The organism is Arthrobacter sp. UYEF3, from assembly GCF_040546245.1.
In the GTDB taxonomy this organism is placed as follows: Bacteria; Actinomycetota; Actinomycetes; order Actinomycetales; family Micrococcaceae; genus Arthrobacter.
The window spans coordinates 60,529-86,339 of record NZ_JBEPNK010000010.1 but is presented as its reverse complement, the minus strand read 5'-3'; the positions used below and the strand labels follow the sequence as shown (position 1 = coordinate 86,339).

22 protein-coding genes and 1 tRNA gene are annotated in these 25,811 nt (G+C 67.0%); 4 read left to right on the top strand and 19 right to left on the bottom strand.

All coding sequences use genetic code 11. The features are described 5' to 3' along the window. Positions 1-15 precede the first annotated feature (15 nt). Positions 16-951, bottom strand: coding sequence for a Bax inhibitor-1/YccA family membrane protein (locus ABIB14_RS09355; RefSeq protein ID WP_354235600.1), 936 nt, complete (start codon positions 949-951; stop codon positions 16-18). 533 nt (positions 952-1,484) lie between these two features. Here ABIB14_RS09355 and ABIB14_RS09350 point away from each other — a divergent pair. Genes ABIB14_RS09350 through ABIB14_RS09335 form a run of 4 tightly spaced genes read left to right on the top strand, consistent with a single transcriptional unit; the run spans position 1,485 to position 5,622 of the window. Beyond that, positions 1,485-2,768, top strand: a complete 1,284-nt coding sequence (locus tag ABIB14_RS09350) for a branched-chain amino acid ABC transporter permease (RefSeq protein WP_354235599.1) — start codon at positions 1,485-1,487, stop codon at positions 2,766-2,768. A 9-nt stretch (positions 2,769-2,777) separates the two neighbouring features. After that, positions 2,778-3,746, top strand: a complete 969-nt coding sequence (locus tag ABIB14_RS09345; protein WP_354235598.1) for a branched-chain amino acid ABC transporter permease — start codon at positions 2,778-2,780, stop codon at positions 3,744-3,746. After that, positions 3,743-4,852 carry an ABC transporter ATP-binding protein gene (locus ABIB14_RS09340; protein WP_354235597.1) on the top strand — a complete coding sequence of 370 codons (1,110 nt, stop codon included), beginning with the start codon at positions 3,743-3,745 and terminating at the stop codon, positions 4,850-4,852. The genes ABIB14_RS09345 and ABIB14_RS09340 overlap by 4 nt, the downstream gene beginning before the upstream one ends. Beyond that, complete coding sequence (locus tag ABIB14_RS09335; protein WP_354235596.1) at positions 4,849-5,622, top strand: ABC transporter ATP-binding protein; 774 nt, start codon at positions 4,849-4,851, stop codon at positions 5,620-5,622. The genes ABIB14_RS09340 and ABIB14_RS09335 overlap by 4 nt, the downstream gene beginning before the upstream one ends. Positions 5,623-5,940: 318 nt before the next feature. Here the strand turns inward: ABIB14_RS09335 and ABIB14_RS09330 are convergent, their stop codons facing one another. The 18 genes from ABIB14_RS09330 to ABIB14_RS09245 form a co-directional block, all read right to left on the bottom strand. Further along, entirely contained in the window at positions 5,941-7,296 is a 1,356-nt protein-coding gene (locus ABIB14_RS09330; RefSeq protein ID WP_354235595.1) for an ABC transporter substrate-binding protein, read from the bottom strand. A gap of 379 nt (positions 7,297-7,675) precedes the next feature. Then, positions 7,676-7,749: transfer RNA gene (locus ABIB14_RS09325), tRNA-Leu, on the bottom strand. 30 nt (positions 7,750-7,779) lie between these two features. Continuing rightward, positions 7,780-8,754 carry an N-acetyltransferase gene (locus ABIB14_RS09320; RefSeq protein ID WP_354235594.1) on the bottom strand — a complete coding sequence of 325 codons (975 nt, stop codon included), beginning with the start codon at positions 8,752-8,754 and terminating at the stop codon, positions 7,780-7,782. Positions 8,755-8,863: 109 nt separating this feature from the next. Continuing rightward, entirely contained in the window at positions 8,864-10,321 is a 1,458-nt protein-coding gene (locus ABIB14_RS09315) for an NAD(P)/FAD-dependent oxidoreductase (RefSeq protein ID WP_354235593.1), read from the bottom strand. A 34-nt stretch (positions 10,322-10,355) separates the two neighbouring features. Further along, positions 10,356-11,846, bottom strand: a complete 1,491-nt coding sequence (locus ABIB14_RS09310) for a S8 family serine peptidase (RefSeq protein ID WP_354235592.1) — start codon at positions 11,844-11,846, stop codon at positions 10,356-10,358. 50 nt (positions 11,847-11,896) lie between these two features. Further along, positions 11,897-12,847: a Ppx/GppA phosphatase family protein gene (locus ABIB14_RS09305; protein ID WP_354235591.1), complete on the bottom strand. Its 951-nt coding sequence runs from the start codon at positions 12,845-12,847 to the stop codon at positions 11,897-11,899. Next, positions 12,844-13,506, bottom strand: coding sequence for a DUF501 domain-containing protein (locus ABIB14_RS09300; RefSeq protein WP_354235639.1), 663 nt, complete (start codon positions 13,504-13,506; stop codon positions 12,844-12,846). The genes ABIB14_RS09305 and ABIB14_RS09300 overlap by 4 nt, the downstream gene beginning before the upstream one ends. Positions 13,507-13,671: 165 nt before the next feature. Next, positions 13,672-14,313 carry an FtsB family cell division protein gene (locus tag ABIB14_RS09295; protein WP_354235590.1) on the bottom strand — a complete coding sequence of 214 codons (642 nt, stop codon included), beginning with the start codon at positions 14,311-14,313 and terminating at the stop codon, positions 13,672-13,674. A gap of 83 nt (positions 14,314-14,396) precedes the next feature. After that, positions 14,397-15,677 carry a phosphopyruvate hydratase gene (gene eno, locus ABIB14_RS09290; protein ID WP_354235589.1) on the bottom strand — a complete coding sequence of 427 codons (1,281 nt, stop codon included), beginning with the start codon at positions 15,675-15,677 and terminating at the stop codon, positions 14,397-14,399. A gap of 128 nt (positions 15,678-15,805) precedes the next feature. Further along, the gene (locus ABIB14_RS09285; RefSeq protein ID WP_354235638.1) at positions 15,806-16,420 is read right to left on the bottom strand and encodes a MazG nucleotide pyrophosphohydrolase domain-containing protein; all 615 of its coding nucleotides are present in this window, start codon (positions 16,418-16,420) and stop codon (positions 15,806-15,808) included. 64 nt (positions 16,421-16,484) lie between these two features. Continuing rightward, the gene (locus tag ABIB14_RS09280; protein WP_354235588.1) at positions 16,485-17,657 is read right to left on the bottom strand and encodes an adenosine deaminase; all 1,173 of its coding nucleotides are present in this window, start codon (positions 17,655-17,657) and stop codon (positions 16,485-16,487) included. A gap of 32 nt (positions 17,658-17,689) precedes the next feature. After that, a complete protein-coding gene (locus tag ABIB14_RS09275; protein WP_354235587.1) occupies positions 17,690-18,436 on the bottom strand; it encodes a DedA family protein in 747 nt (248 codons plus the stop codon). A gap of 197 nt (positions 18,437-18,633) precedes the next feature. Next, positions 18,634-19,275: a DedA family protein gene (locus ABIB14_RS09270; protein WP_354235586.1), complete on the bottom strand. Its 642-nt coding sequence runs from the start codon at positions 19,273-19,275 to the stop codon at positions 18,634-18,636. Between the two features lie 144 nt (positions 19,276-19,419). Then, positions 19,420-20,757: a thymidine phosphorylase gene (locus ABIB14_RS09265; RefSeq protein ID WP_354235585.1), complete on the bottom strand. Its 1,338-nt coding sequence runs from the start codon at positions 20,755-20,757 to the stop codon at positions 19,420-19,422. After that, the gene (locus ABIB14_RS09260) at positions 20,754-21,209 is read right to left on the bottom strand and encodes a cytidine deaminase (RefSeq protein ID WP_502909639.1); all 456 of its coding nucleotides are present in this window, start codon (positions 21,207-21,209) and stop codon (positions 20,754-20,756) included. Before ABIB14_RS09260 ends, ABIB14_RS09265 begins: the two co-directional genes overlap by 4 nt. Before the next feature lie 14 nt (positions 21,210-21,223). Then, a complete protein-coding gene (locus tag ABIB14_RS09255) occupies positions 21,224-22,744 on the bottom strand; it encodes an ABC transporter permease (RefSeq protein ID WP_354235583.1) in 1,521 nt (506 codons plus the stop codon). Continuing rightward, the gene (locus tag ABIB14_RS09250) at positions 22,741-24,132 is read right to left on the bottom strand and encodes an ABC transporter permease (protein WP_354235582.1); all 1,392 of its coding nucleotides are present in this window, start codon (positions 24,130-24,132) and stop codon (positions 22,741-22,743) included. Before ABIB14_RS09250 ends, ABIB14_RS09255 begins: the two co-directional genes overlap by 4 nt. Then, positions 24,125-25,720 carry an ABC transporter ATP-binding protein gene (locus ABIB14_RS09245; protein WP_354235581.1) on the bottom strand — a complete coding sequence of 532 codons (1,596 nt, stop codon included), beginning with the start codon at positions 25,718-25,720 and terminating at the stop codon, positions 24,125-24,127. The genes ABIB14_RS09250 and ABIB14_RS09245 overlap by 8 nt, the downstream gene beginning before the upstream one ends. Positions 25,721-25,811 lie beyond the last annotated feature (91 nt).

Below are 25,811 nucleotides of genomic sequence, written 5' to 3'. Positions count from 1 at the left end.
CTGTGCCGTTGCCGGTTAGTCGTCGCCGCGGAGGATGGCCAGCAGGCGGATGATCTCGACATAGAGCCAGACAAGGGTGACCGTGAGGCCGAACGCCGCGGTCCAGGAGAAGCGCTGCGGGGCGCCGCTGCGGACGCCGGCTTCGATGCTCGTGAAGTCCATAATCAAGGAGAAAGCGGCCAGGCCGATCGCGAGCAGACCAATGAAGACGCCCAGCGGGATACCGAAGATTTCTACGCTGGAGCGCAGGCCGAAGGGGGACTGTACGGCGCCGGTCCACATCATGACCATGTTGATGAGCCCGAAGACGGCGTAGCCGATGATGGCGATCATAAAGAAGCGCATGGCCTTGGGCGTGGCCCGGACCTTGCCGCTCTTGAACAACACCAGGGTCACGGCGAAGACCGAGAGCGTCCCGATGACGGCCTGCAGCCCTACGCCCGGGAACATCCCGTCGAGGATCCGGGTCAGCCCGCCCAGGAACAGGCCCTCGAGGGCAGCGTAGGCCAGAATCAGCACCGGCGAGGGCTGCTTCTTGAAAGTGTTCACCAGGGCCAGCACGAAACCGCCCAGCGCGCCGACAATCATCAGCATCGAGGCCAGCCCCTGCGCCACCGCGAGGGTGACAGCCGCGCCGGCAATCACGGCAAACAGGCAGGCCGCGGTTTTCATGATGACGTCGTCAAAGGTCATGCGGCCGGCGTCGGCCGGTCCGGCGGCCGGGCGACTGTATATGTCCTGCAGTTGGTCGTTGCTCATCGCCTGCGGAGCCGGGTTCCAGCCGGCCTGGGCCTGGCCGTACTGAGTCTGGCCGTAGCCCTGACCGTACGGGGCCTGGCCGTAGGTGTTCTGGCCGTATCCCTGCCCGTAAGGGGCTTGCGGGGCAGGCGGGGCCTGGGTGGCCCCGCGGAAGCTCTTTCCGTTGAAGATCGGGTTTCCGCCAAGTGCCATTGCTGGTGTCCTCCAAATTAAGGGGGTAGGTGATGATCGGTCGTGAAGATCCGTACACTTCACGCTACCAATTCCCACGGCCGGCGGGCAGGGATAGTTCCCGCCGGCTACCTGCCGCAACCCAACTGTGATGTGGCGGGCTTTGTTGCGCTTGCCCGGCTCAAGCCGTGCCGCTCCGCGCTACCGCCGCGGCCAAGGACTGTTTAGGAATCCTCCCGATCAACAAAAGTTTTCTTAAGCCCGGCTAATCAACTTGTTTGGTTGGCTTCACGGTTGTTATGCGATCGCGACGTATTGGCTCCTCATGACAGCAATGGATGCCCGGTGCGGGCTGTACGATTGGGCCAACAGGGTGACGAATGTCACAACTAGTACCGGCTTCACCGCATTGCAGTATCCGCTCCACCCGTCACCCTGAGCGTTCGCAGTGGTTGCAATGGCGCAACCCAGACCACCCCCATGTGGAGGTTTTCAATTTGAGAAGCACATCGAGAGGCCTGCACCGGAGACGGCGCAGCGGAATATGGAAAGCTGTGGGGGCTGTTTTCGCCGCCGTGGCCGCCCTTCTGCTCGTCGTCGCTCCGGCGTCGCAGGCCACGACCCCTTCGCCGACACCATCCCCGTCGAGCACCACGTTCCAGAACAGCATCAGCGGCTTCCTGCGCGGCGATGACCGCGCCCCGCTCGCCAACGTCACCATCACCGCCAAGAGCGGCGACTTCACGGGAACGGCAAAATCGGCCGCTAACGGCTCCTGGAACATCGGCGTCCCCACCCAGGGAACGTATGAGGTGGAACTGGACGTCAAGACACTTCCGGAAGGCATCAAGCTCGCCGAAGGCCAGGAAAACCCCCGCAAGGTCACCTTCAGCCAGACCTCCAACCTTTCGGTGATCTTCGCCTTCGGCAAGGGCATTGTTGTTCAGCAGCAGGACTTCGGCAAGAACCTGATCAACCGCCTGGTCGCCGGGTTGAGCTTCGGCTTGCTGCTCGCGCTCGCGTCGGTGGGGCTGTCCCTGATCTTCGGCACCACGGGCCTGACCAACTTCGCGCACGGCGAGATGGTCACGCTTGGTGCCGTCTTGGTCTTTGCCTTCAATGCCATGAACCTGCCGTTCTGGCTTGCCATCATCCTGGCGCTCCTGGGCGGCGGCCTCTTCGGCTACGTCCAGGATGCCGGGCTGTGGAAGCCGCTGCGGCGCCGCGGCACCGGCCTGGTCCCGATGATGATCGTCAGCATCGGCCTCGCCTTGGCCGTGCGCTACGTGATCCAGTTCTACTTCGGCGGCGCGACCCAGCAGCTGCCCTTCGCTCAAAGCGCGGAAATCCAGATCGGGCCGGTCTCCATCTCGCCCAACAACCTCTGGTCCCTGCTCATCAGCGTCGTCGTCATTGCCGCGCTCGGCGTCGTGCTGCTCAAGACCCGCCTCGGCAAGGCCACCCGCGCGGTGGCCGATAACCCGGCTCTGGCGGCGGCCTCCGGCATCGACGTCGACTCCGTCATCCGGATCGTCTGGGTCACCGGCGGCATGCTCGCCGCCCTCGGCGGCATCCTCTGGGCCTATTACCGTCCCGGCGTCACCTTCGACATGGGCTCGCAGATCCTGCTGCTCATCTTCGCCGGGGTGACCCTCGGCGGCCTCGGTACGGTCTGGGGCGCCCTGTTCGGGTCCATCATCGTCGGCATCTTCGTGGAGCTGACCACCGTGTTCGGCCTCGCCGCCGACCTCAAGTACGTGGGAGCTCTGTTCATCATGATCGTTGTCCTCTTGTTCCGGCCCCAGGGCATCCTGGGCCGCCGCGAGCGCGTGGGTTAGGAGACAAACATGGACTTCGGATTCATTCTTTCCAGCGCTGCCGGTGAACTGTTCAGCCCGACGACGGCGGCGTACGCGCTTGCCGCGCTCGGCCTGGCCGTCCACTTCGGCTACTCCGGCCTGCTGAACTTCGGCCAGGCCGGCTTCATGGCGGTAGGGGCCTACGGCTTCGCCATCTCCACGCTGACGTTCCACGTGCCGTTCTTCGTGGGCCTGCTGATCGCCGTCGTCTGCTCGGCGATCTTCGCCTTGCTGCTCGGCATCCCCACGCTCCGGCTGCGCGCCGACTACCTGGCCATCGTCACGATTGCGGCCGCGGAAATCGTCCGGTACATCGTCACCACCAACCAGCTGACTTCGCTGACGGGTTCGGCCAACGGGCTGGCCGCCTTCGAGGGCGACTTCTACGCCATGAACCCCTTCCCCGACGGGTCCTACCTCGGTATGAACAACCGCGATTTCTTTATCCGGGTCGTCGGCTGGGCGCTCGTGATCGTCTGCTGCGTGCTGGTCTGGCTGCTGATGCGCAGTCCCTGGGGCCGGGTCCTGAAGGGCATCCGCGAGGATGAGAACGCCGTCCGGTCACTCGGCAAGAACGTCTATTCCTACAAGATGCAGGCCCTGGTCATCGGCGGCGTGCTCGGCGCCCTGGCCGGCATGGTGTTCACGCTCCCCCGCGGGGCGGTGCAACCGGCCAACTACGGCACGGAGCTGACATTCTTCCTTTACACCTGCCTACTGCTGGGCGGACTTGGCACGGTGCTGGGGCCGGTCATCGGTGCGATGATCTTCTGGGTAGTCCTGTCCCTCACCCAGGGCGTGCTGTACGGCCTAATTGAGTCGGGCGCCGTCACCTGGCTGAACACGGTCCAGGCCGGCCAGCTGCGCTACATCCTGGTCGGCGTCGCACTGATGCTGCTGATGGTCTTCCGGCCCCAGGGCGTCTTCGGCAATAAGAAGGAGCTGGCGTTCGCATGAGCATGCACAGCCAAGAACCACAGGCCGGTGCCGGGACCACCGGCACCGCCGAGACCATCGACTACATGACGGACACGCGTCCCATTGCCGCCGGCGAGATTTCTCCCGGCTGCAAGAAGCGCGACCCCATCGTGGTGGCCGAAAACGTCACCCGCAGCTTCGGCGGCATCAACGCCGTCGACGTGGAGTACCTGGAAATCCCGCGGCACAAGATTACGGCGCTGATCGGCCCCAACGGTGCCGGCAAGACCACCCTGTTCAACCTGCTAACGGGCTTCGACACTCCGAATTCGGGAAAATGGCAGTTCGAGGGCAACAGCCTGGCCGGCGTCTCCTCCTACAAGGTGGCGCGGATGGGCATGGTCCGAACGTTCCAGCTGACCAAAGTGATGGGCAAGCTCACGGTCATGGAAAACATGCGCCTCGGCGCGTCGAACCAGTCCGGCGAGAAGCTCGCCAAGGCCCTGTTCCGCGGAATCTGGGGCGGCCAGGAAAAGACGATCACCGACGAAGCCAATGTGCTGCTGCAGAAGTTCAAGCTCGATGAGAAGAAGGACGACTATGCGGCGTCCCTCTCCGGCGGACAGCGCAAGCTGCTTGAAATGGCCCGCTCGTTGATGGTGCGCCCGAAACTCGTCATGTTGGACGAGCCGATGGCAGGCGTCAATCCGGCGCTGACCCAGTCCCTGCTGGACCACATCAAGAACCTCAAGGCCGAGGGCATGACAGTGCTGTTTGTGGAGCACGACATGCACATGGTCCGCCACATCGCCGACTGGGTTGTGGTAATGGCGGAGGGCAAGATCGTAGCCGAGGGGCCGCCCGCCGAGGTCATGAAGAACCCGGCCGTGATCGACGCCTATTTGGGCGCCCACCACGACGTCGATCTTGGCGACTCGGAGGGCATCAAGGAGCTCGCGGCCGAACTGGTGGCGGACGAGAATTCAATCGTCGGCACCGAGAACGCGGGGCTCATCTCCGCAGACATCCTCGTGGCGGAGGCGTCCGGGACAGATGCTGCCGATGGTGCGCCGCACGGCAGGCGGAGCGCCGAAGATCCGACCCGCGGCGAACAGCCGCCCAGCACAGCGAAGGACACCGAATGAGCTCCACGAGTGCGGCACCCGCCGCGAAGCCCGGATACGACGCCGATTCGGTCGTCAAAGTCACCGACCTGGTGGCCGGCTACATCCCGGGCGTCAACATCCTCAACGGCTGCAACATTGAAGCCCGCAAGGGTGAGCTGATCGGCATCATCGGGCCCAACGGCGCCGGCAAGTCGACCCTGCTGAAGGCCATGTTCGGACTCGTCAAGGTCCATTCCGGCTCGGTCGTGGTCCGCGGCCAGGACATCACCGGCCTGAAGGCGAACAAGCTGGTGAGCCGGGGCGTGGGCTTCGTCCCGCAGACCAACAATGTGTTCGCGGCCCTGACCATCGAAGAGAACCTCGAGATGGGGATGTTCCAGCGGCCCAAGGACTTCGCCGAGCGCTTCGATTTCGTCGCGGAACTGTTCCCTGAACTGGCAAAGCGGCGCGCCCAGCGGGCCGGCTCGCTCTCCGGCGGCGAACGCCAGATGGTGGCCATGGGGCGGGCCCTGATGATGGATCCGGCCGTGCTCCTGCTCGATGAGCCCTCGGCGGGCCTCTCCCCCGTCAAGCAGGATGAAACCTTCCTGCGGGTTCACGAGATCAACCGCGCCGGCGTCTCCGTGATCATGGTGGAGCAGAACGCGCGGCGCTGCCTGCAGATCTGTGACCGCGGCTACGTCCTGGACCAGGGCAGGGACGCATACACGGGTACCGGCCGGGAGCTCATGAAGGATCCCAAGGTCATCCAGCTGTACCTGGGCACCTTGGCCGACACCGTGGACTGACTCCTGCCGTCCAGAAGGGCCGTCACCAGCCGGTGGCGGCCCTTCTGCGTACCCGGCGTGCCAGGGCTCCTGGCCGGTGTCCGGGCTCCGGCGGCAGCCACTTGAGGATGTGACCCGCTCAGCAAGCGTCACGCAGTGCAGGATTATGGGCAGCATCTTCTCTGGCTAAGCCGGTTTCCCGGGGTTCAACTGTCCTCGGCACTACTTAAAGCCTGTTGTGCGTGACGGTTGAGCCGAGCGCTCCTGAGCCCGGCGCTCCGCACGCAAAAGACCCCCGTCGGAACGGGGGTCTTTTGTGTTGTCCGGTGGAGAACGTCCTTACAGCTTGCCGAATTCTTCCTTGACGGGCTTGTAGGTGTTGTCATCCTGGTACTGGTAGATGCCGATGTAGGCTTCCGTCGGGTCACCGGCGTCGGAGAACGTTACGGGGCCGGACTGGCCGTCGTAGTCGATATCCTTGCCGTTACGGAGCAGGGTGACGCAGGAGGCGTAGGTGTTGCACTTCTCGCCGCCTTCGGACACGTCCTTGAGGTGCTTGGCGATGTCCGCGCCCTTGGTGCTCTTGGCTTCTTCGGTGGCCAGTGCGATCAGGTTCACGGCGTCGTAGGACTCGCCTGCGTAGCTGTAATCCTTGAGCGCCGGGTCGATTGCGAGGAGCTTCTTCTTGAAGTCATCCTTAGCGAAGGTGCCGGGGATGGTTCCCTGGGCGCCCTTCAGAGTGCCGGGCTTGAAGTCCTTGCTGTAGTCGGACATGTTGCCGTCCACCATGAAGATCTGGGTGGGCTTGACGCCCTTGCCCGTCATGAGCGGCACGATGCTCTTGGCCTGGTCGAAAGTGATCAGGGCGATGGCGTCCGGCTTGGCAGCGAGGACCTTGTCTACCTGGCTGCTGAACTGGGAATCGCCTTCGTTGAAGAGTTCCTGGGCAACAACCTTGCCGCCGGCGGCTTCAACCGCCGCCTGCACGTTCTTGGCCAGGCCGGTGCCGTAAGCATCGTTCAACACGATCATGCCGACCGTCTGGGCGCCGCAAGTGGTCATATAGTTGCCCAGGACCTTGCCCTGCAGAACATCGGAGGGGGCAGTGCGCCAGTAGAGGCCCTTATCATCCCAGGTGGTGAAATCCGGCGAGGTGTTGGCCGGCGAAAACTGGATCACTCCTGCGCCGGTGATCTGGTTGATCACGGTCTTGGAGACGCCCGAAGAGGCGGCACCGACAATGGCGCTGACGCCCTGGCCCAGCAGTGCGCTGGTGGACTGGGTGGCTATGTCCGTCTTGGTGTCGCCTGAGTCGCGGTGGATGACCTCGACGGGCTTGCCCAGCACGCCGCCGGCGTCGTTGACTTCCTTGATGGCAAGGTTGACGCCCGCGATTTCGGGCGGGCCGAGGAAGGCCAGGGACCCTGTCGTCGGCAGCAGTGAACCGATCTTGAGCGGGGTCTCGATGGTGGTCGAGGAAGGGGGCACGGAGCCGGCCGCGTTGGCCGCGGTGCTGGATCCGGCGGATGCGCTCGCGGCCGGGCAAGAGATGCCTGCGGCCTGGCCCGAAGCCGAAGCCGAACCGGTTGACGATGGCGTGGACGAACCGCCACAAGCCGTGGCCAACAGGGCGACGCCAAGGCTAAGCACTGTGAGCTTAGCCATGCGCGGCGCCACCTGCGGGAGTGAAGTCATAGAGAATCTCCTCGATCTAAAGGTGCGAACGGCCTTTGACGCGAAAGATCAGGTGTTCCTGATTTAGATTCAAGCTAGTGCAATTTCCGCGTGAAAATAAGTGACTACGGTCACATCCTTATAACACTCGCTGCATATCGGAAATCAGGCCGGACCTGGGCCCCGCTCGGCGCGCCAAGCAAGGCCCCCGTACCGGTGTGTCGGTGCCGGACAGCGGCCGGGGGTGCGCGGCGCGAGTGGACGGCAAAACGCCCCCGAGCCGGTCGGGGCGACCGTGGCGCGGGGGCGCCTTTATGTTCCCTGCCGTGGGGTGCTGTTGGCCCGCGGGCCCATGGAAGCCCACGATCCCCCTTGACCGGGGAATCCGGGCCTCAGTTTGTACCCCAGGTGGGACTCGAACCCACAACACGCGGATTTTAAGTCCGCTGCCTCTGCCAATTGGGCTACTGGGGCGCCCGGCCCATGATATCCCGCCGGAGGCCGCTACGCCGCCGACGTCGGCACGCCGAACGGCTTGGCGTAGCGGAAGGCAGCGCTGATGCCGCCCGGCCAGACCGCCAGCGGCAGCAACTGGAAGCGTTCTGCCCACGCCGGATCCGGAGTCTGCACGCCGAGCGAGGTGGAGGGCACAAAGCCGAACCGAGCGTAGTAGTCGGGGCTGCCCAGCAGTGCGATGCCGCGCTCCCCCGCGGCATTCGCCCGGTCGATGGTTTCCTTCATGAGCGCCGATCCGATCCCGTGGCGCTGCAGCCGCGGCGTCACCCCGAGCGGCCCCAGGCCGAGCAGCTGCAGTTCCCCCGCCCAGCCGCGGGTGCTGATCACGTGGCCCACGATTTCGCCGTCGAGCTCCGCCACGATGCTGAAGTCGGGCAGGTACTCCTCGCAGTCGAATAGCCGCCGGAGCAGCTCCACCTCTTCCGGCTCCCCGTCGACCGGCAGGCCTGTGAGGGGCGAGATGGCGAACGCTGCGGCGGTGAGGGCCAGGATCGCATGCCGGTCTGCCGGCTGTTCGGTGCGCAGGACCAGCGCTGGCGCCGGCAGCTGTCCGCCGTTGGCCGAGCGGCTGCCGGCAGACAACTCATGGAGGACCTCCAGCGCGCGCTCGGCGTCGGCCGCCGGAACCAGCAGATGGTCGTGGTGGAACCCGGCCAGCACGTTGCAGCTGATCTTCGCCTCGGTCAGGGCGGCGCCGACGGCGGCAGTGAGCCCGACGGCTTCGAGTGAGGAATGCACCTGCAGGGTGATCCAGGCGGCCACGAAGTCGTAGCTCAGGCCCAGGGCATCTGCGTCGGGCCTGGGCAGCACCACTGTCAGGCCCTCGGCCTCGCGGACGGCGGCAGCGATGTGGCCGCCCAGCGGCTTGCCGTGCGGCCACAGGGCGTAGACATACTCACCCTCCCGGACCACCGGATGCAGGGAGGCGAGCAGGGTAAACAGGTCCTTTTCGGCAGCAGTCATGGGCCAAGTCTAGGCGGGACGGCCCTTCGCCCGCCGTCCCGCGCTGTGCACCAACGACGACGGCGGCCGCCCTGGAAGGGAACGGCCGCCGTCGACGGACTGCTGTGGACTACTTGGAAGCCGCTGAGACAGTTTCCCTTGCCGGCGCCTCGGCCGGCTTCCCGGCAGCCGGAGCCACGGCCGCCACGGCCGGCTTCGGAGCGGGAGTCGCTGCAGCCACGAAGGCTCCGCGCGGGTTGTCCAGGTCGATCAGCTGGGTGGTGTCGCGGCCCAGGAAAAGGGCCCAGAACCAGCCGGAGATGACGCGGATCTTGCGTTCAACTGTCGGCATGGCCAGGCCGTGGTAGCCGCGGTGTGCAAGCCAGGCCAGCGGGCCCTTGAGGCCGATGCGGCCGACGAGGTTGATGTTGGCAACGCCCTTCCATTGGCCGAAGCCGGCGACGGCACCCAGGTTCTTGTGCTTGTAGTCCTTGAGTTCCTTGTCCCAGCGGGAGGCCCACAGGTTCTTGGCGAGGCGCTTGGCCTGGCGCAGCGCGTGCTGGGCGTTAGGGACGCAGGTGCCGTCCGGCAGGCCGCTGCCCGACAGGTCCGGGACGGCCGCGATGTCGCCGGCGGCCCAGGCGTTATCGACGATGCCTTCGTCGCCGGAAATCCGTAGGTCGGGGAGGACGCGGACGCGGCCGCGGGGTTCGAGCGGGAAGTCGGTGGAGCGCACCATCGGGTTGGCCTGCACACCGGCAGTCCAGACCAGGGTGTCGGACTCGAATTCCTGCGCCGGGGTCTTGTCCGGCAGGTTGATGAGCTTCAGCGAACCTTCGGCGTTGTCCAGCGAGGTGTTGAGCAGCACCTCGATGCCGCGGCTGCGCAGGTGCTCGACGACCCATTCAGCCTGCTTGGCCGTGACCTCGGGCATGATCCGGCCCATGGCCTCGACCAGGACGAAGCGGACTTCCTCCTGCTTGACGCGCGGATTGTTTTTGACCGCGGCGCGGGCCAGATCTTCCATTTCTGTGATGCACTCGATGCCGGCGAAGCCGCCTCCGACGACCACGAAGGTCAGGGCGCGGGCGCGTTCAGCCGGGTCGGTCATGAGCGAGCCGGCTTCGATACGCTCCAGGACGCTGTTGCGCAGCGCGACGGCTTCCTCGATGGTCTTCAGGCCGATGCCCTTTTCCGCGAGGCCCTTGATCGGGAACGTGCGGGTGATAGCACCCGCGGCCAGCACGACGTCGAAGTAGGGGATCTCGAAGTTCTCGCCGCCGCCAGCCGGTGCCACCACGGCCGTGCGGTTGGCGTGGTCGATCGAGGTAACGCGGCCCTGGACCAGTTCGGTCTGCTTGAGGTGCTGGCGGTGCGAGACGACGGCGTGGCGTGCCTCGATGTTCCCGCCGGCAACTTCCGGCAGGAAGGGCTGGTAGGTCATGTAGGGCAGTGGATCCACGAGGGTGACGATGCCACCGGCATTCGCGATCTTCTTCTGCAGTTTGAGTGCTACGTAGAGGCCGACGTACCCGCCGCCGACGACGAGTACCCGGGGACGGTCCTGGAGCTGGGGGGTAGATGCCATGGTCCCAGAATACCGTAGTTTGTGAAAATCTTCACTAACTACCCGGGGTGTGCGAATCTACGGCATCCGGGGCCGCGCTTTCCGTGTTGTCCGGCCCCGTGTTTCCCGGACCCGTGCCGGTGCCGGTGCCGCGCACCGCGCTCCGGAGCTGGAGGGCGGCGGCCGCGATGATGCAGACGAAGAGGGCGCCGAAGCCCAGCACCACCATCGCCGGGACGGCACTGTCGGCGGGCGACGGAGCTTTGGCTACCGGAACGGTCGCTTCGGGCAGCGTCGGCGCCGCGCTGGACGGGCTGGGCAGCGCAGCGGGTTCTGAGCTGACGGGATTTCCGCGCCGGTGCACGCGGATCCAGTCCGAAATCGACCCCAGGGGGTTCGCCGTGCTCTCCGGGACGTCCGCCTTGAGCGCGGCCTCCGCGTCGAGCACGCCGAAGCCGTACAGCGGGTCCTTGCCCCGAGCCCCGGCATCCTTGGCGGTGCTGACAATCCGGTTGATGACCTGGCTGGCGGACATGTCCGGCCACTTGGAACGGATCAGGGCAGCGACGCCGGCCACGATAGGTGTGGCGCCCGAGGTGCCTGCCCACTCCGCGTAGCCGCCGCCGGGCAGGCCTCCCGCCAGGCTCTCGGCCGGCGCTGCCACGCCGATGCTGATGCCCTGCGACGAGGAGTCGATGCTGGCGACACCCTTGCGGTCCAGGCCGGCCACCGTCAACACACCGGGAATCGTCGCAGGGGCACCCACCTGGACGTTGCCGCCCACCCGGTTGCCGGCTGCAGCTACGATGACGACGTCCTTCTGTTCGGCATACAGGAACGCGGCATCCCAGCTCTGCGGCCACTCCGGGGAGGTGCTGCCGAGTGAGATGTTGATGACGCGGGCCCCGTTGTCCACGGCCCAGCGGACCGCGGCGGGAATCTGGTCCTGGTCGCTCTTGCCGCCGGGGTTGGCCGATCCGAGCCAAGTGGACACCGAGAGGAGCTGGGCTTCCGGTGCCACCCCCACGATCCCGTCCGGACCCGGCCCCTGGCCGGGAGATGCGCTGGCACCGGGAGATGCGCTGCCGCTGGGACTGCCGCCGGGAGATGGACTGGCGCTGGGACTGCCGCTGGCGCTGGGACTGGGACTGCCGCTGGCGCTGGGACTGGGGCTGGCGGGCTGGTGCCCTCGACCGGCGAGCATGGTCGCTACGAGGGTGCCGTGCTCGGGTTTGGCGCCAATGCTCTTCTGGCCGTCGGCGGCGCCCGCTCCGGACACGTCCGTTCCCCCGGTCAGCACATCCTTGAGGTCCGGATGCTTGCCGTCCACGCCGCTGTCGATCACGGCGACCTTGACGTTCGCGCCCTTCGAGACTTCCCAGGCCTTGGTAATGCCGGACTCGGCCAGCCAGTATTCCTTGTCCCTGGTGGCATCAGCGTTGGCCGCGGGTGCCACCGCCAGTGCTGCCGCGACACTCCCGCCGGCCAGGGCCAGGGCCATTAATGCGGAGGCGGTCCGGCCGTGCCGGGCTGTTGCTCTGGTCATTCGAGTCCAATCGGCGGTATGTCTGAGGGCGCCGCGGCTTGGCGCAAAAGCTAGCTGATGCTCAGGGCAATCCCGTCCAGAATATCGTGTTCGCTGGTCAGCACCGACGTGATCCGCCCGTCCGTGGCGGCCGCCATCCGTTCCAGCACCCTGCGCCAGACAAGGCCGCCGGCGCCGATCACGTCTACGCGACCCGGATGCATGAACGGCAGGGCGGCACGGTCCTCCCGGGTCATTTCGAGTAGGGAGGTGCATGCTTCCCGCACCGTGGCCAGGTCAAGTTCCGTGCCGTGGATCGCCGCCGGTGAGTACTCGGCCAGCTTCAGCGCATGGGCGGTGATGGTGGTGACCGAGCCCGCGACGCCGATCAGGGCGGTAGCACGGTCCAGCGGCACCGTCTGGGCCGCGCGGCTGATGGCGGCGTCGACATCGGCTTCCGCCGCAGCGATCTGCTCCGCCGTCGGCGGGTTGTCCACCAGGTGCCGTTCGGTCATCCGAACGCAGCCGACGTCGACCGACTTGGCGGCGATCACCCCGTCCTGGTCGCCGAGCACGAACTCCGTGCTGCCGCCGCCCAGGTCCACCACCAGCACCGGGTCCTTGCCGCGCGAGGGAAGGACGCTGCTTGCTCCGGCGAAGGACAGCGCGGCTTCCTCGTCTCCGCTGATCACCTCGGGTTCAACGCCGAGCAGCTCGCGGACGCCGTCGATGAAGACCTGCCGGTTGCGGGCGTCCCGGGTGGCGGAGGTAGCCACGAAGCGGACCTGCCCGGCGCCGTGGCGGCGGATCAGTTCGGCATAGTCGCGGGTGGCCTCAAGGGTGCGGTCCAGTGCGTCCTGGGCGAATTCGCCGGTCGCGTCGACGCCCTGGCCGAGCCGGACCACGCGCATTTCACGCACGACGTCGGTCAGCTTCGGCGCGCTGCCGACGGGCGTAACCACGTCGGCGATGAGCAGTCGGATGGAGTTGGTGCCGCAGTCGATCGCGGCGACTCGGCTCATCGGCCGGCTCCCGTGCCGGTGTCCCCAACGCCGGTGTCGAGAGCAGCCTCGTCCTCGGGGCCGTCGGTGCGGGGTTTCCGGACCGGGGCCGGCCGTCCGACGATGTCCGGAAGCCCCTGCGGGCCGTGCCGGCTCAGGTCCCGGGAGGGGGCCTCCCCTTCGGTGTCCCAGGCGCCGTCGCAATAGCATCGCTCGCGCGTCCACCACTGGCTGATGCCGGTGAGGGCCTCGTCTCCCAGCGGGTTGACGCCGGGCCCGGCCGCGAGCGAATGCCCCACCAGGACGTGCAGGCACTTGACGCGCGTGGGCATGCCGCCGGCGGAGATCCCGTCGATCTCCGGCACGGCGCCGATGCCGGACCGGGTTCCAATCTCGGCACGGGCCACCAGATACGCAGCGTGCGCTGACCGGTAGTCGTCCGCCAGCGGCGCGTCGGCGCCGAGCCGTTCGTTCATCTCATTCATCAGCCCGGCCGCTTCCAGCCGGGACACGGCAGCGGTGATGACCGGGTGGGTCAGGTAGAAGGTGGTGGGGAACGGCGTGCCGTTGCTGAGCCGCGGCGAGGTGGCCGCCACCAGGGGGTTGCCGCAGACGCAGCGGGCAGGGATTTCTACCACGTCCCGCACCGGCCGGCCAAGCTGGCGGCTGAGCACGTCCAGATCCCGGGCCGACGGTCGGCGCGAATCCGCCCCCGCGAGGGCCCTGGTGGCTTCGACGGGGTTATCCGCCCGGGGATCGTTTCTCTGGTTCTGGTCCACTGGCGCGGCACCTTCCTGCCCTGGTTGAACTACCGGGCTGCGGTAATCCGGCGGCGGGCGCCGCTCCTAGTCTGTTGCCGACCGCCTGATGGACTCCCAGAGAGTGTCCACCCACGGCAGATTGGCCGGGTCTGCGGCCGTTCCTGCGGCCGCGCCGGCACCGCTCGCCACGGCGGGAAGATCGCTGCCGAAAACCCAGTAGCCGGTTTCGCCGGGCATAACCATGTTAATCCGGTCGCGGGCCTGTTGCTTCACGTAGTTCGGGTCCTGCCAGCGCGAGACCTGGCGCTTCAGGTCCGTCTGCTTCGCCTGCTTGGCCGAGATGTCCGCCTGCAGCGCTGCGATCTCGGCGCGTTTGTCGACGAAGATCTTGACCGAGGGCGCCAGCATGATGGTGATGGCGACCATCACCAGCGCCAGCGCCAGCATACGGCCGGAGAAGGCCTTCGCCGGGACCGGGTCCAGGCCTTCCGCTGCCCCGCCGGTGTCCCCGGCTTTGTTATCGGCTTTGTTAGCGGCTTTGTTATCGGCTTTGTTAGCTGCCGTGTCGGTGCGTGCCGGCGGCGTGTCCGGCCCGCCCCCGCGCCGGGAGCCGCCGAAATCGGCCCTGATAACGTCGCCGCCGTCGACTGCTGTCCCCTGGCCGGTGGCCGCTGAATTCGAGGCCGCAGCGGCGGCCCGGGGAACCTTGGGACGGCGGGTTGCCATGTCACTCCTTCAAAGCGGGCCAAAACAGAGCCGGTGGCCATGGTCATTCCACCATAGCCACCGGTCCCTGCTTTCTGCGGGTATTAGCCCTTGAAACGCGGGAACGCGCTGCGTCCGGCGTAGCGTGCGGCGTCGTCGAGCTCTTCCTCGATGCGCAGCAACTGGTTGTACTTGGCGACGCGCTCGGAGCGGGCCGGGGCGCCGGTCTTGATCTGGCCCGCGTTGGTGGCCACCGCGATGTCGGCAATCGTGGTGTCCTCGGTTTCGCCGGAGCGGTGCGAGGTGATGGTGGTGTAACCGGCGCGCTGGGCCAGGGACACGGCGTCGAGCGTTTCGGTCAGCGAGCCGATCTGGTTAACCTTGACCAGCAGCGAGTTGGCGGTCTTCGAATCGATGCCGGTCTGCAGGCGCTCCGGGTTCGTGACGAACAGGTCATCGCCCACGATCTGGACCTTGTCGCCGATTGAATCGGTGAGGGTCTTCCAGCCTTCCCAATCGTTCTCGTCCAGCGGATCCTCGATCGAGACCAGCGGGTAGTCGGCGACCAGCTCCGCGTAGTATGCGCTCATCTCGGCGGAGCTGAGGGCCTTGCCTTCGAACTGGTAGGCGCCGTCCTTGAAGAACTCGGAGGAGGCGACGTCGAGAGCCAGCGCGATGTCCTTGCCCGGGGTGTAGCCGGCGTTCTTGATGGCTTCCTGGATCAAGTCCAGGGCGGCGCGGTTGGACGGCAGGTTCGGGGCGAAGCCGCCCTCGTCGCCGAGGCCGGTGGCCAGGCCCTTGGACTGCAGCACCGCCTTGAGCGCGTGGTAGACCTCGACGCCCCAGCGCAGGCCCTCGGAGAAGGTTTCGGCGCCGAGCGGGACAACCATGAATTCCTGGATGTCAACATCCGAGTCGGCGTGCGAGCCGCCGTTGAGGATGTTCATCAGCGGCACCGGTAGGACGTGCGCGTTCGGGCCGCCCAGGTACTTGTACAGCGGCAGGTCGGCCGAGGCGGCCGCGGCGTTGGCGACAGCCAGGGAGACGCCCAGGATCGCGTTGGCGCCGAGCTTGCCCTTGTTGGGGGTGCCGTCCAGGTCGATCATGGTCTGGTCGATGCTGCGCTGGTCGGTCGCGTCGAAGCCGATCAGCGCGGGCGCGATCTGGTCGATGACGGCGTCGACGGCCTTCTGGACGCCCTTGCCCAGGTAACGGCTCTTGTCGCCGTCGCGGAGCTCCACGGCCTCGTGCTCGCCGGTTGAAGCGCCGGAGGGGACTGCTGCGCGGCCGATCTGGCCGTCGGAGAGCAGAACTTCAACTTCTACTGTCGGGTTGCCGCGGGAATCGAGGATCTCGCGGGCGTGGATGGCATCGATAAGCGCCATGAATATGCTCCTTTGGGTGAAGCGGTCTGCTGGGAATCTGACTGCCGGAAATCTAGCGGTGGTTCGAGCTGAAAACCGACGTCCTCGTCGCCTCTAGCCTAGTCGAGAGCGGGCAACGTTACGGCAGGCTATCCAGTCCCCGGACGCCGCGGCGGCGTGCCGGGGCCGCGGGGGGTGTTGAGCTGGAAGCGCCGGTTGGCCGCGCGCAGGGCGCGTTCGGCGTCCAGACCGTCGCGGCGGGCGGCCGCGACAATGCCGAACAGCAGCTCGCCGAGTTCTTCCTCGCTGGCCCGCGCAGCGTCCCAAGCAGGCTCGGTGGCCGGCGGCAGCCCGGCGCGGGCCGCGCGGTCCAGCATCTTCTGTGCCCGGGCCAGCGCCGGCAGGGCGGCCGGCACGCCCCCGAGCGGGTCGCCGTGTTCGGGCTTCTCGGCCTTCTTGACGGCGTCCCAGCTCAGCACGATCTGCTGCAATGTGGCGGGGAAGGAATCCTGGAGGGACCCGTCGGGGCGGAAGACGTGCGGGTTGCGCCGGACCATCTTGTCCCGCAGGCCCCGGGCGACGTCGTCGAAGTCGAAGGCGCCGCGCTCCTCGGCGAGCCGGGCGTGCAGCACCACCTGCAACAGGACGTCGCCGAGTTCCACCTGGAGCTCGGAGTCGCCGCCGCCGGCCTCGATGGTTTCGGCTACTTCGAAGGCCTCCTCGAGGAGGTATTCCACAAGGGATTCGTGGCTGAGGGCGCCCATCCAGGCGCAGTGGACGCGCAACTGGGCAATCACGTCCAGGAGCGCGTCCACTGCGCTGGCGTCGTTAGCCAAGATCGGCGTAAGCCTCGTTGATGTACTCGACCAGGGCTTCCTTTTCCTCCAGCGGCAGGAATGCGGCCTCGGCAGCGTTCAGGGTCAGCTCGAGCAGGTCGTCAAGGTCGTAATCGAAGGTCTCCACTAGCAGTTCGAACTCGTCGGTGAGGGTCACGCCGCTCATCAGCCGGTTGTCCGTGTTGATCGTGACGTTGAAGCCAAGCTGGTAGAGCATGTCCACGGGGTGGCTTTCGATTCCCGCGCCGAAGCCGGCGATGGCGCCGGTCTGCAGGTTGGAGGACGGGCAGATTTCTAGTGCGATGCCCCGGTCCCGGACCCAGCTTGCGAGCTCGCCGAGGGTCACGAGCCCGATGTTGTCGTCGACTTCGTCGCTGTCTGAGTCGACGTCGGCCGCCTCCGCGGCGCCGTCCTCCTCGAACTCGACGGTGACGTCTTCGGCGATCCGCACGCCGTGGCCCAGGCGCAGCGCCCGGCCGTCCACCAGCGCGGACTGGATGCTCTCCAGGCCGGCGGCCTCGCCGGCATGGATCGTTGCCGGGAAGTTGTGCTGGGCCAGGTAGGTGAACGCGTCCTTGAAGCGGGCGGGCAGGAAGCCGTCCTCGGCGCCGGCAATGTCGAAGCCCACGGCACCGTTGTTGCGGTGCCGGACGGCGAGTTCGGCGATTTCCTGGCCGCGGTCGGCGTGGCGCATGGCCGTGATCAGCTGGCCGACCTGGATATCACGGCCGGTCTCGGCGACGGCGTCGACGCCCGCGTCGAGTCCGGCCTGGACAGCCTCAACGGCGTCGTCCAGGGACAGGCCCTGCTGCAGGTGCTGCTCCGGGGCCCAACGCACCTCGCCGTAGACGACGCCGTCGTCCGCGAGGTCCTCGACGAATTCCTTGGCGACGCGGAACAGGCCTTCCTTGGTCTGCATGACGGCGATGGTGTGGTCGAAAGTCTCGAGGTAGCGAACCAGCGAGCCGGAGTCGGCGGATTCGCGGAACCACTCCCCCAGCGCGACCGGGTCGGTGGAGGGCAGGGTGTGGCCGGCCTGTTCGGCAAGCTCAATGATGGTGGCGGGGCGCAGTCCGCCGTCCAAGTGGTCGTGAAGGGAAACCTTGGGGAGGCCCTTCAGGTCGAAGTCGAGGTCGGGGGCAGCGTCAGGATTAGTCTCAGTCACGTTCCAACCATAGGGTCGGACGGCGCCGTGCGCTACTTGCGCGACGCGTCACTGTCCGCGGGCCGGGCGCTGCGTGCGGGGCCGGCTGCCGGGACCGCGCCACCGTCCGGCGCGCCGCCGTCCGGCGCGGTCTCGTCCGTCGCGGTCTCGTCCCCCGCCGCCGGGGCGTCGTGCCGCCCGAGGCGGTTGTGCCACCAGCGCAGCGTGTGGTCGATGGCCACGCCGAGGATAATCGCGAACACGACGGCGATCCCGGCGCTCAGGAGCGGGTTGTGGTGCAGCCAGGGGAAGGAACTGGCCAGGATTCCGATCCCGATCGAGTAGATCACCCAGGTGAGGCAGGCGAAGGCGTCCAGGAAGAAGAACCGGCGGCGCGGAAAGCCCGTAGTGCCTGCGACGTAGTTGACGGCCACCCGGCCCCAGGGAATGTAGCGGGCCGTGAAGATCAGCACGGCGCCGCGTTTTTCGAGTTCGTAGCGGGCCCAGCCGAAGACTTTTTGGACCTTGGGTTTGCGCATCCAGCGGAATCGCTCGAGGCCGATTTTGCTCCCCAGCAGATACGCCATGTTGTCACCGGCAATGGCGCCGACCAGGGCTGTGAGACCCAGGATCCACAAGTTGGGCTCACCGCTGTGCCGCGAGTAGGCGGCGAGTGCCACGATCAGGGTCTCACTCGGGAGCACCATGGCGAAGCCGTCAACGAAGAAGAAGGCCAGCAGCAGGGGGTAAATCCACCACTGGCCGGCTGCATGGAGCACGGCCTGATTAATGAACTCCACGCGGCTGTGCTCCTAGACAACTGAAGGGTCGGGACGTACCCGGGATGGACTGGGCTTAGAACTCACAGGCATACCGCACCGACGTGACATGAATCGCACCTAAGTGTCCCACGCGCGGGGCGTCCTGCGCTACGCGCCCGACATGATGACTGCGGCGGGTGGCGGCGCCGGCGGTGCGGGCGCACTCCGCACGAATTTTAGCCCTCTGCCGGCGGCGCGGACTGATCCGCTCCCAGCTCTTCCGGCAGCCTGCCGCGCAGCCTGCTGATGGCGAGGTCGACGGCGATGCCCAGGGAAATTGCGCAGATGATCGCGATGGTGGCGCCCAGCAGGTGGTTGTCGTCGAACCACTGGCCGAAGAACAGCCCGATGCCGACAGAGTAGCCGGACCACAGCATTGCGGACAGCACCGTGAGCCCGACGAAGTTGGAGTGCGGGTAGTTGGTGGCGCCGGCCGTCAGGTTGACGGCCACCCGTCCGATCGGGATGAACCGCGCCACCATGATCAGCGACGCCGGCCGTTTCCGGAGCTCGCCGCCGGCCCAAAGGACGGCCCGCTGCGCCCGGTGCCGGCGCATCCAGGCCCAGCGGCCGGTTCCGGTGGCACGGCCGATCAGGTAGGCGATGTTGTCCCCGGAAAAGGCGCCCGCGGCGGCCACCACGGTCAGCAGGACCGGGTTGGGCACATCGGCTGTCGCGGCGACGGCCGCCAGGCCAACCACTACTGATTCGCTCGGGACCGGCGGGAAAAAGCCGTCGATCAGGCAGCAGGCGAACACGAGGAGCAGGACCCAGGGTTGGCCTGCGGCTGCCAGGATGAAGTCGTTGATTGCCTGCACGGTTTCCTAACGCACGGCGGAACCCGGTTTCTCCCGGAATGGTGGTGCCAGTGTACTTCCCGGCCCGCCGCCACCCGGTTGCGCCATCATATGGGGCGGTCAAACCAGGGGTTTGGGGACCACAAGTGATAGGGCAACCGGGGTTTAAGCGATGCGGTCGATGATGAGTTGCTGCGCCGGGCGGGAGCCCTCGGGGGCGATCACGGCGGCGTGTTCGAGTGCTTCCTTGGCCCGCTCGAATCTCTCCGGGGTGTCCGTCAGCAAGGTCATCAAGGGCTCGCCGGCGCGGACCGTGGCGCCCGGTTTGGCGTGCATCCGCACCCCGGCCCCGGCCTGGACCTGGTCCTCCTTGCGGGCGCGTCCGGCGCCGAGGCGCCAGGCCGCGACGCCCACGGCCATGGCGTCGAGTTCCACCAGCACGCCGTCGGCCGGCGCGTAGAGGGTCTCGGATTCCCTGGCAACCGGGAGCTTGGCTCGCGGATCACCGCCCTGCGCCTCGATCATCCGGTTCCAGACGTCCATGGCGCGGCCGTCCTTGAGCGCGGCGCGCGGATCGGCGTCGTGGATTCCGGCACCGGCGAGCATCTCTTCGGCCAGCCGGACGGTGAGTTCGACGACGTCTTCCGGGCCCCCGCCGGCGAGGACCGCCACGGATTCCTCGACCTCGATCGCGTTGCCCGCGGTCAGGCCCAGCGGCGTGTCCATGTTCGTCAGGAGCGCCACCGTGTTGACCCCGGCGTCCTTGCCCAGCGCCACCATGGTCTCGGCCAGTTCCCGGGCCCGCGCCTCATCCTTCATGAACGCTCCGCTGCCTACCTTGACGTCCAGGACCAGCGATCCGGTGCCCTCGGCGATCTTCTTGCTCATGATCGAGGAGGCGATCAGCGGGATGGCTTCAACCGTGCCGGTCACGTCCCGCAGCGCGTAGAGCTTCTTGTCCGCGGGGGCCAGCCCGGCGCCCGCGGCACAGATGACGGCTCCCACGTCCTGCAGCTGGGCCAGCATTTCCGCGTTGCTCAGCGCCGCGCGCCAGCCCGGGATCGCTTCGAGTTTGTCCAGCGTGCCGCCGGTGTGGCCGAGGCCGCGGCCGGACAGCTGCGGGACGGCGACGCCGAACACGGCCACCAGCGGGGCCAGCGGAAGGGTGATCTTGTCCCCGACGCCGCCGGTGGAGTGCTTGTCCGTGGTGGCTTTCACGCCGCCGTCAGGCCGGCGCAGGCTGGAGAAGTCCATCCTCTCGCCGGAGGCGATCATCGCGGCGGTCCAGCGGGAGATTTCGGCCCGGTCCATCCCGTTGAGCAGGATGGCCATGTTGAGGGCCGCCATCTGTTCCTCGGCGATGGTGCCGCGCGTGTAGGCATCGATCGTCCAGTCGATCTGGGCGGCGCTGAGCACGCCCTTGTCCCGCTTGACGCGGATGATGTCGACGGCGTCGAACGCTTCCGCGTTACCGGCGGGAGTGTGGCTGCTGGTCTGTGTCACGGGGTCTCCTCCAGGTTTTCGGGGCCAAATGCGTCGGGAAGCACTTGGTCCATCGTTTTGATGCCGCGGGTGGTCATGAGCTCCAGGTCGGGGGCCCGGAATTCGTACAGCAGCTGCCGGCAGCGTCCGCACGGCATCAGCACGGAGCCGTCAGCGTCCACGCAGTAGAAGGCGCGCAGCAGGCCGCCGCCGGTCATCTGCAGGTTGCCGACCAGCACGCATTCGGCACATAGTGTGAGCCCGTAGCTGGCGTTCTCGACGTTGCAGCCGCTCACGATCCGGCCGTCCGCGGTGAGGGCCGCCGCCCCCACCGCGAACTTCGAATATGGGGCGTACGCGTTTTTCACCGCCGCGACGGCGGCCGCCTCCAGGGCGGCCCAGTCGACGCCGGGACCGGTGCCCCCGTCAGCACCGGCAGCACCGGCAGCACCGGGCGCGCCGGGATCATTGATTTCGGTCACCTTCCTCACCCCTTGACGTACGGTATGCCGTCGGCGGCAGGCGGCCTGGACCGTCCCACCAGGCCGGCCACCGCGATGACGGTCAGGGCGTACGGCAGCATCGCCATGAACTGGCTGGGCACGGGCGAGCCGATGATGGTGATGATGCTCTGCAGGTTGTCGGCGAAGCCGAACAGCAGCGCGGCCAGGAACGCCCCGATGGGGTTCCAGCGCCCGAAGATCATGGCGGCAAGTGCGATGTAGCCTCGACCCCCGGACATGTCCTTGCTGAACGCGTCCACCGACACCAGGGTGAAGAAAGAGCCGCCAATTCCGGCGATGGCGCCGCCCATGAGGACGTTGATGAAGCGGGTCCGGTTGACGTTGATGCCCACCGTGTCCGCCGCCTGGGGGTGTTCGCCGACGGCACGCACCCGCAGGCCCCACTTGGTGTGGAACAGCCCGACGTAGACCACGATCACGGCCACGTACATGAGGTAGCCGACCAGGGACTGGCGGAACAGGATGGGTCCGATGATCGGGATGTCGGCGAGGAACGGGATATCGACCGCCTGGAGCCGGCCGGGCTTGTTCAGCTGCTCCGGGTTCGCCGTGAGCAGGGTGGAGAACAGGAAGCTGGTGAGTCCGCTGATTAGGACGTTCAGCACGACGCCGACGATGATCTGGTTGACGAGGTATTTGATGCTCACCACGGCCAGGACCAGGGACACGAGGGCGCCGGCGACGGCCGCGGAGATGAGCCCGAGATAGACGTTGCCGGTCACGGTGGCGACGACGGCGGCGGAGAAGGCGCCGAGCAGGAGTTGGCCCTCGATGGCGATGTTGACCACGCCGGCCCGTTCGCACAGCACACCTGACAGCGAGCCGAACACCAGGGGCACGGCGAGGGTCACGGCACCGGCCATCAGTCCGCCGAGGGAAATGGACGGCTCGGGGTCACGGCCGCCCGCGACGATCCAGATCATGAACCCGATCAGGAAGACCACCGCGAAAATACCGCCCAGCCATCCCGGGGTGCGCCTCCGCTGCACGGTTAGGAAGCAGGCGTACCCGGCCAGTGCGAGCAGTAGGACGGAGCAGATCCAGCCCAGCGCCATCGAAGGCACGGTGATCTTCTCCACCCGGGCGACGCCCAGGGCGGCCAGGCCCAGAACGACGACGGCGGCGATGGTGGTGGCAGGGATCCAACGGTCCACTGCCCCGCCGTCGCGCCGCTGGTTGATCCAGCGGTAGCCGACGTAGGCGGCGGCAGCCAGCGCCACGGCCAGGGTGATCCACGCCGCCGCGGAGGAGGCGTTGGGGTCGCGCGCCTCGGCGATCCGGAACCCTGCCGATTTGGTGTTGGCCAGGAACCCGAACAGTCCGGTACCGAGGATGGCCAGCAGGCCCAGTCCGACGCCGGCTTTCCAGCTCACCAGTTCCGTTGCGCTTGCCGGCGCGCCGGTCCGGCCGTCGCCGGGAATGTTGCCGGTTCCCTTTCCGGGGCCCGGCTGCTTGCTGGCGGGAGATTGTGTTGTGGCGCTCATGCTGCCGCTCCGCTCTTAACGCCGCCGGTACGCGAACCAGCGGTCCCACCCGTGGTGGTTTTCTTCTTACGGGGGTTGAGTCCGAATATCGCACGGACCAGCGGCGGTGCTGCGATGAACAGCACGATGAGGGACTGGATAACGAGCACAATGTCGATCGGCGTCTGAGTCTGGGCCTGCATGGCCACGCCGCCGGCGCGGAAGGCGCCGAACAGCAGGCCCGCGAAGAAGGTTCCCCACGGCGTCGAGCGTCCCAGCAGCGCCACCGTGATGGCATCAAAACCGATGGAGGCGGCGACGCCGCCGGAAAGGTACTTTTCCGTGCCGGACACCTGGGCCACACCGGCCAGCCCTGCCAACGCACCGGCGATCGCCATCACCAGGATGGTGCTGCGGGCAACGTTGATGCCGGCGGTGCGGGCCGCGTTGGGGTTCGCGCCGACGGCCCGGAACTCAAAACCGATCGTGGAGCGGTTCAGCAGCCACCAGACGAAGACGGTGGCCACGATCGCGGCCAGGAAGCCTGCATGCAGGCGGAACTGCGGTCCGAGCAGTTCGGGGAACAACGCGGTGGAATCCAGGAACGGGGAGATCGGGTTGGTGGAACCCTTGCGCTGGTAAGCCGGCGTGGTGAGCAGGAACAGCAGGAGGAAGTTGGCGATGTAGTTGAGCATGATCGTCACGATCACCTCATGCGCCCCGGTGCGTGCCTTCAGCAGGCCGACGACGCCGCCCCAGACCGCGCCGCCGACCAGGCCGGCCACGATAACGACCAGCAGGTGCAGGCCGATCGGCAGGTGCCACGCAAAGCCGGCGTAGGCGCCAAAGAGCGCGCCGAAGATGATCTGCCCTTGCGCACCGATGTTGAACAGGCCGGCGCGGAACGCCAAGGCGACGCCCAGCCCGGCGCAGATCAGCGGGGTGGAGACGGTGAGGGTCTCGGTGATCGGGTACAGCTGCGCGCCCAGGTCTGCGCCGGCCCAGTTGAAGATGGAACCCTGCACCAGCGCGGTGTACGGACGGATGACTTCGGTCAGGAGGTCCCCGGGCTGCGCGAAGAAGTAGCCCGCGGCGGCCGCGACCTTGGGGTTGGTCACGGCCATCAGGATGCCGCCGAGCACGATGGCGAGCAGCACGGAGAGCACGGACACCATAGCGTTGCCGGTGAAGATCTGATGCAGCACGGACCCGCCGCCGTCCCGGTCCCGGCCGCGCCGCTGGGTCGCCGCCGGAACGGCGGAAGGCGGCATCTGGCCGCCGGCGGTGTCAAGAACGACGTCGGAGGCCGCAGCCTCGGAGGTGGTGCCGCCGGGTACCCGGGTTTCCGTGGACTCTGCCGCGTCGTTGTGGCCCGGGGCCTGCGGCTCCGGGGTTGTCTTCTCAGACACGGGATTCTCCTTCGTGGCCGGCAGGCTCCGGTACCGCCGCCGTCGTCGTGCCGCTGTGGGCGTGGGCGGAGGCGCTGGCTTCGGCTTCTGCGGCCGGGACGCCGGCCATCATCAGGCCCAGCACGTCGCGGGACGTGGTGGCGGGTACGATCCCCACCAGCCGTCCACGGTAGAGCACCGCGATCCGGTCGGCCAGCTGCATCACTTCGTCCAGTTCGGTGGAGACGATCATGACAGGCGTTCCGTGGTCACGTTCGGCGATGACGCGCTTGTGCACAAACTCGATCGATCCGACGTCGAGCCCGCGGGTGGGCTGGGAGGCGATAAACAAGCGCAGCGGACGCGAGAGCTCGCGGGCCAGGACGACCTTCTGCTGGTTGCCGCCGGAGAGGGTGCCCACCGCGGCCGACACGGACGGGGTGCGGACGTCGAATTCCTCGACCTTCTTGGCGGCGTTCTCCGCGATCACGCCGGGCTTCATGCCCACACCGCGCGCGAAGGGCGCCTGGTCGTAGAGGTCGAGGATCATGTTCTCGGAGATGGTGAACGTGCCGACGAGCCCGTCGAGGGTGCGGTCCTCGGGGACGAAGCCCACGCCGGCACCGAGGACATGCTTGACGCTTTTGCCCAGCAGTTCCTCGCCGTCGAGGGTGATGGATCCGGCCACGTGCGGCTGCACGCCCAGGATCGCCTCGGTCAGTTCCGTCTGGCCGTTGCCCTGCACCCCGGCGATGGCCAGCACTTCACCCTTGGCGATGTCGAACGACAGGTCATCGACGACGTGTTGGCCGTTGTGGTCCGTCACGGTCAGGTTGCGGACCTTGAAGGTCACCTCACCGGTTTTGGCCGGCGCCTTGTCGAGGGTCAGGCTCACGGTGCGGCCCACCATGGCGGAGGCCAGCTCGGTGGGAGAGGCCGTGGGGTCGGCCTGACCGACCACCTTGCCGCGGCGGATAACCGTGATGGTGTCCGAAATGGCCTTGACCTCACGCAGTTTGTGGGAGATGAAGACGATCGACTTACCGTCCCGTTTCAGCTGACGGATGATGTCGAGGAGTTCATCGGTCTCCTGCGGCGTCAACACCGCGGTGGGTTCGTCCAGGATGAGCATCTCGGCATCACGAACCAGGGCCTTGATGATCTCGACGCGCTGCTGGACGCCGACGGGCAGGTCCTCCACCATGGCGTCGGGATCGACGTCGAACCCGTACTGGTCCGAGATCCGGCGGATCTTCTCGCGCGTAGCTTCCAGGTTGAGCAGGCCGGCGGCTTTGGTCGTCTCGTTGCCCAGCGCCACGTTCTCAGCCACGGTGAAGACCGGGATGAGCATGAAGTGTTGGTGGACCATGCCGATCCCGGCAGCCATCGCCTCGCCGGGGTCCTTAAAAACGACGGGCTTGTCGTCGACCAGGATTTCACCCTCGGTCGGGTCGTACAGGCCGTAGAGCACGTTCATCAGGGTGGATTTCCCTGCGCCGTTTTCTCCCAGCAGGCAGTGCACCTGCCCCGGTTCGACGACCAAATCGATGTGGTCATTGGCTACCAGGGACCCGAATCGCTTCGTGATCCCTTTCAGTTCGAGTTTCAAAACCCCAACCAATCTGTGTGTGATGGATCTGCGCCGGCGCGCTGTCGGCGGCAGGGCAGCGGGTAATCCCAGCCTAGTGTCACGGGTGGTT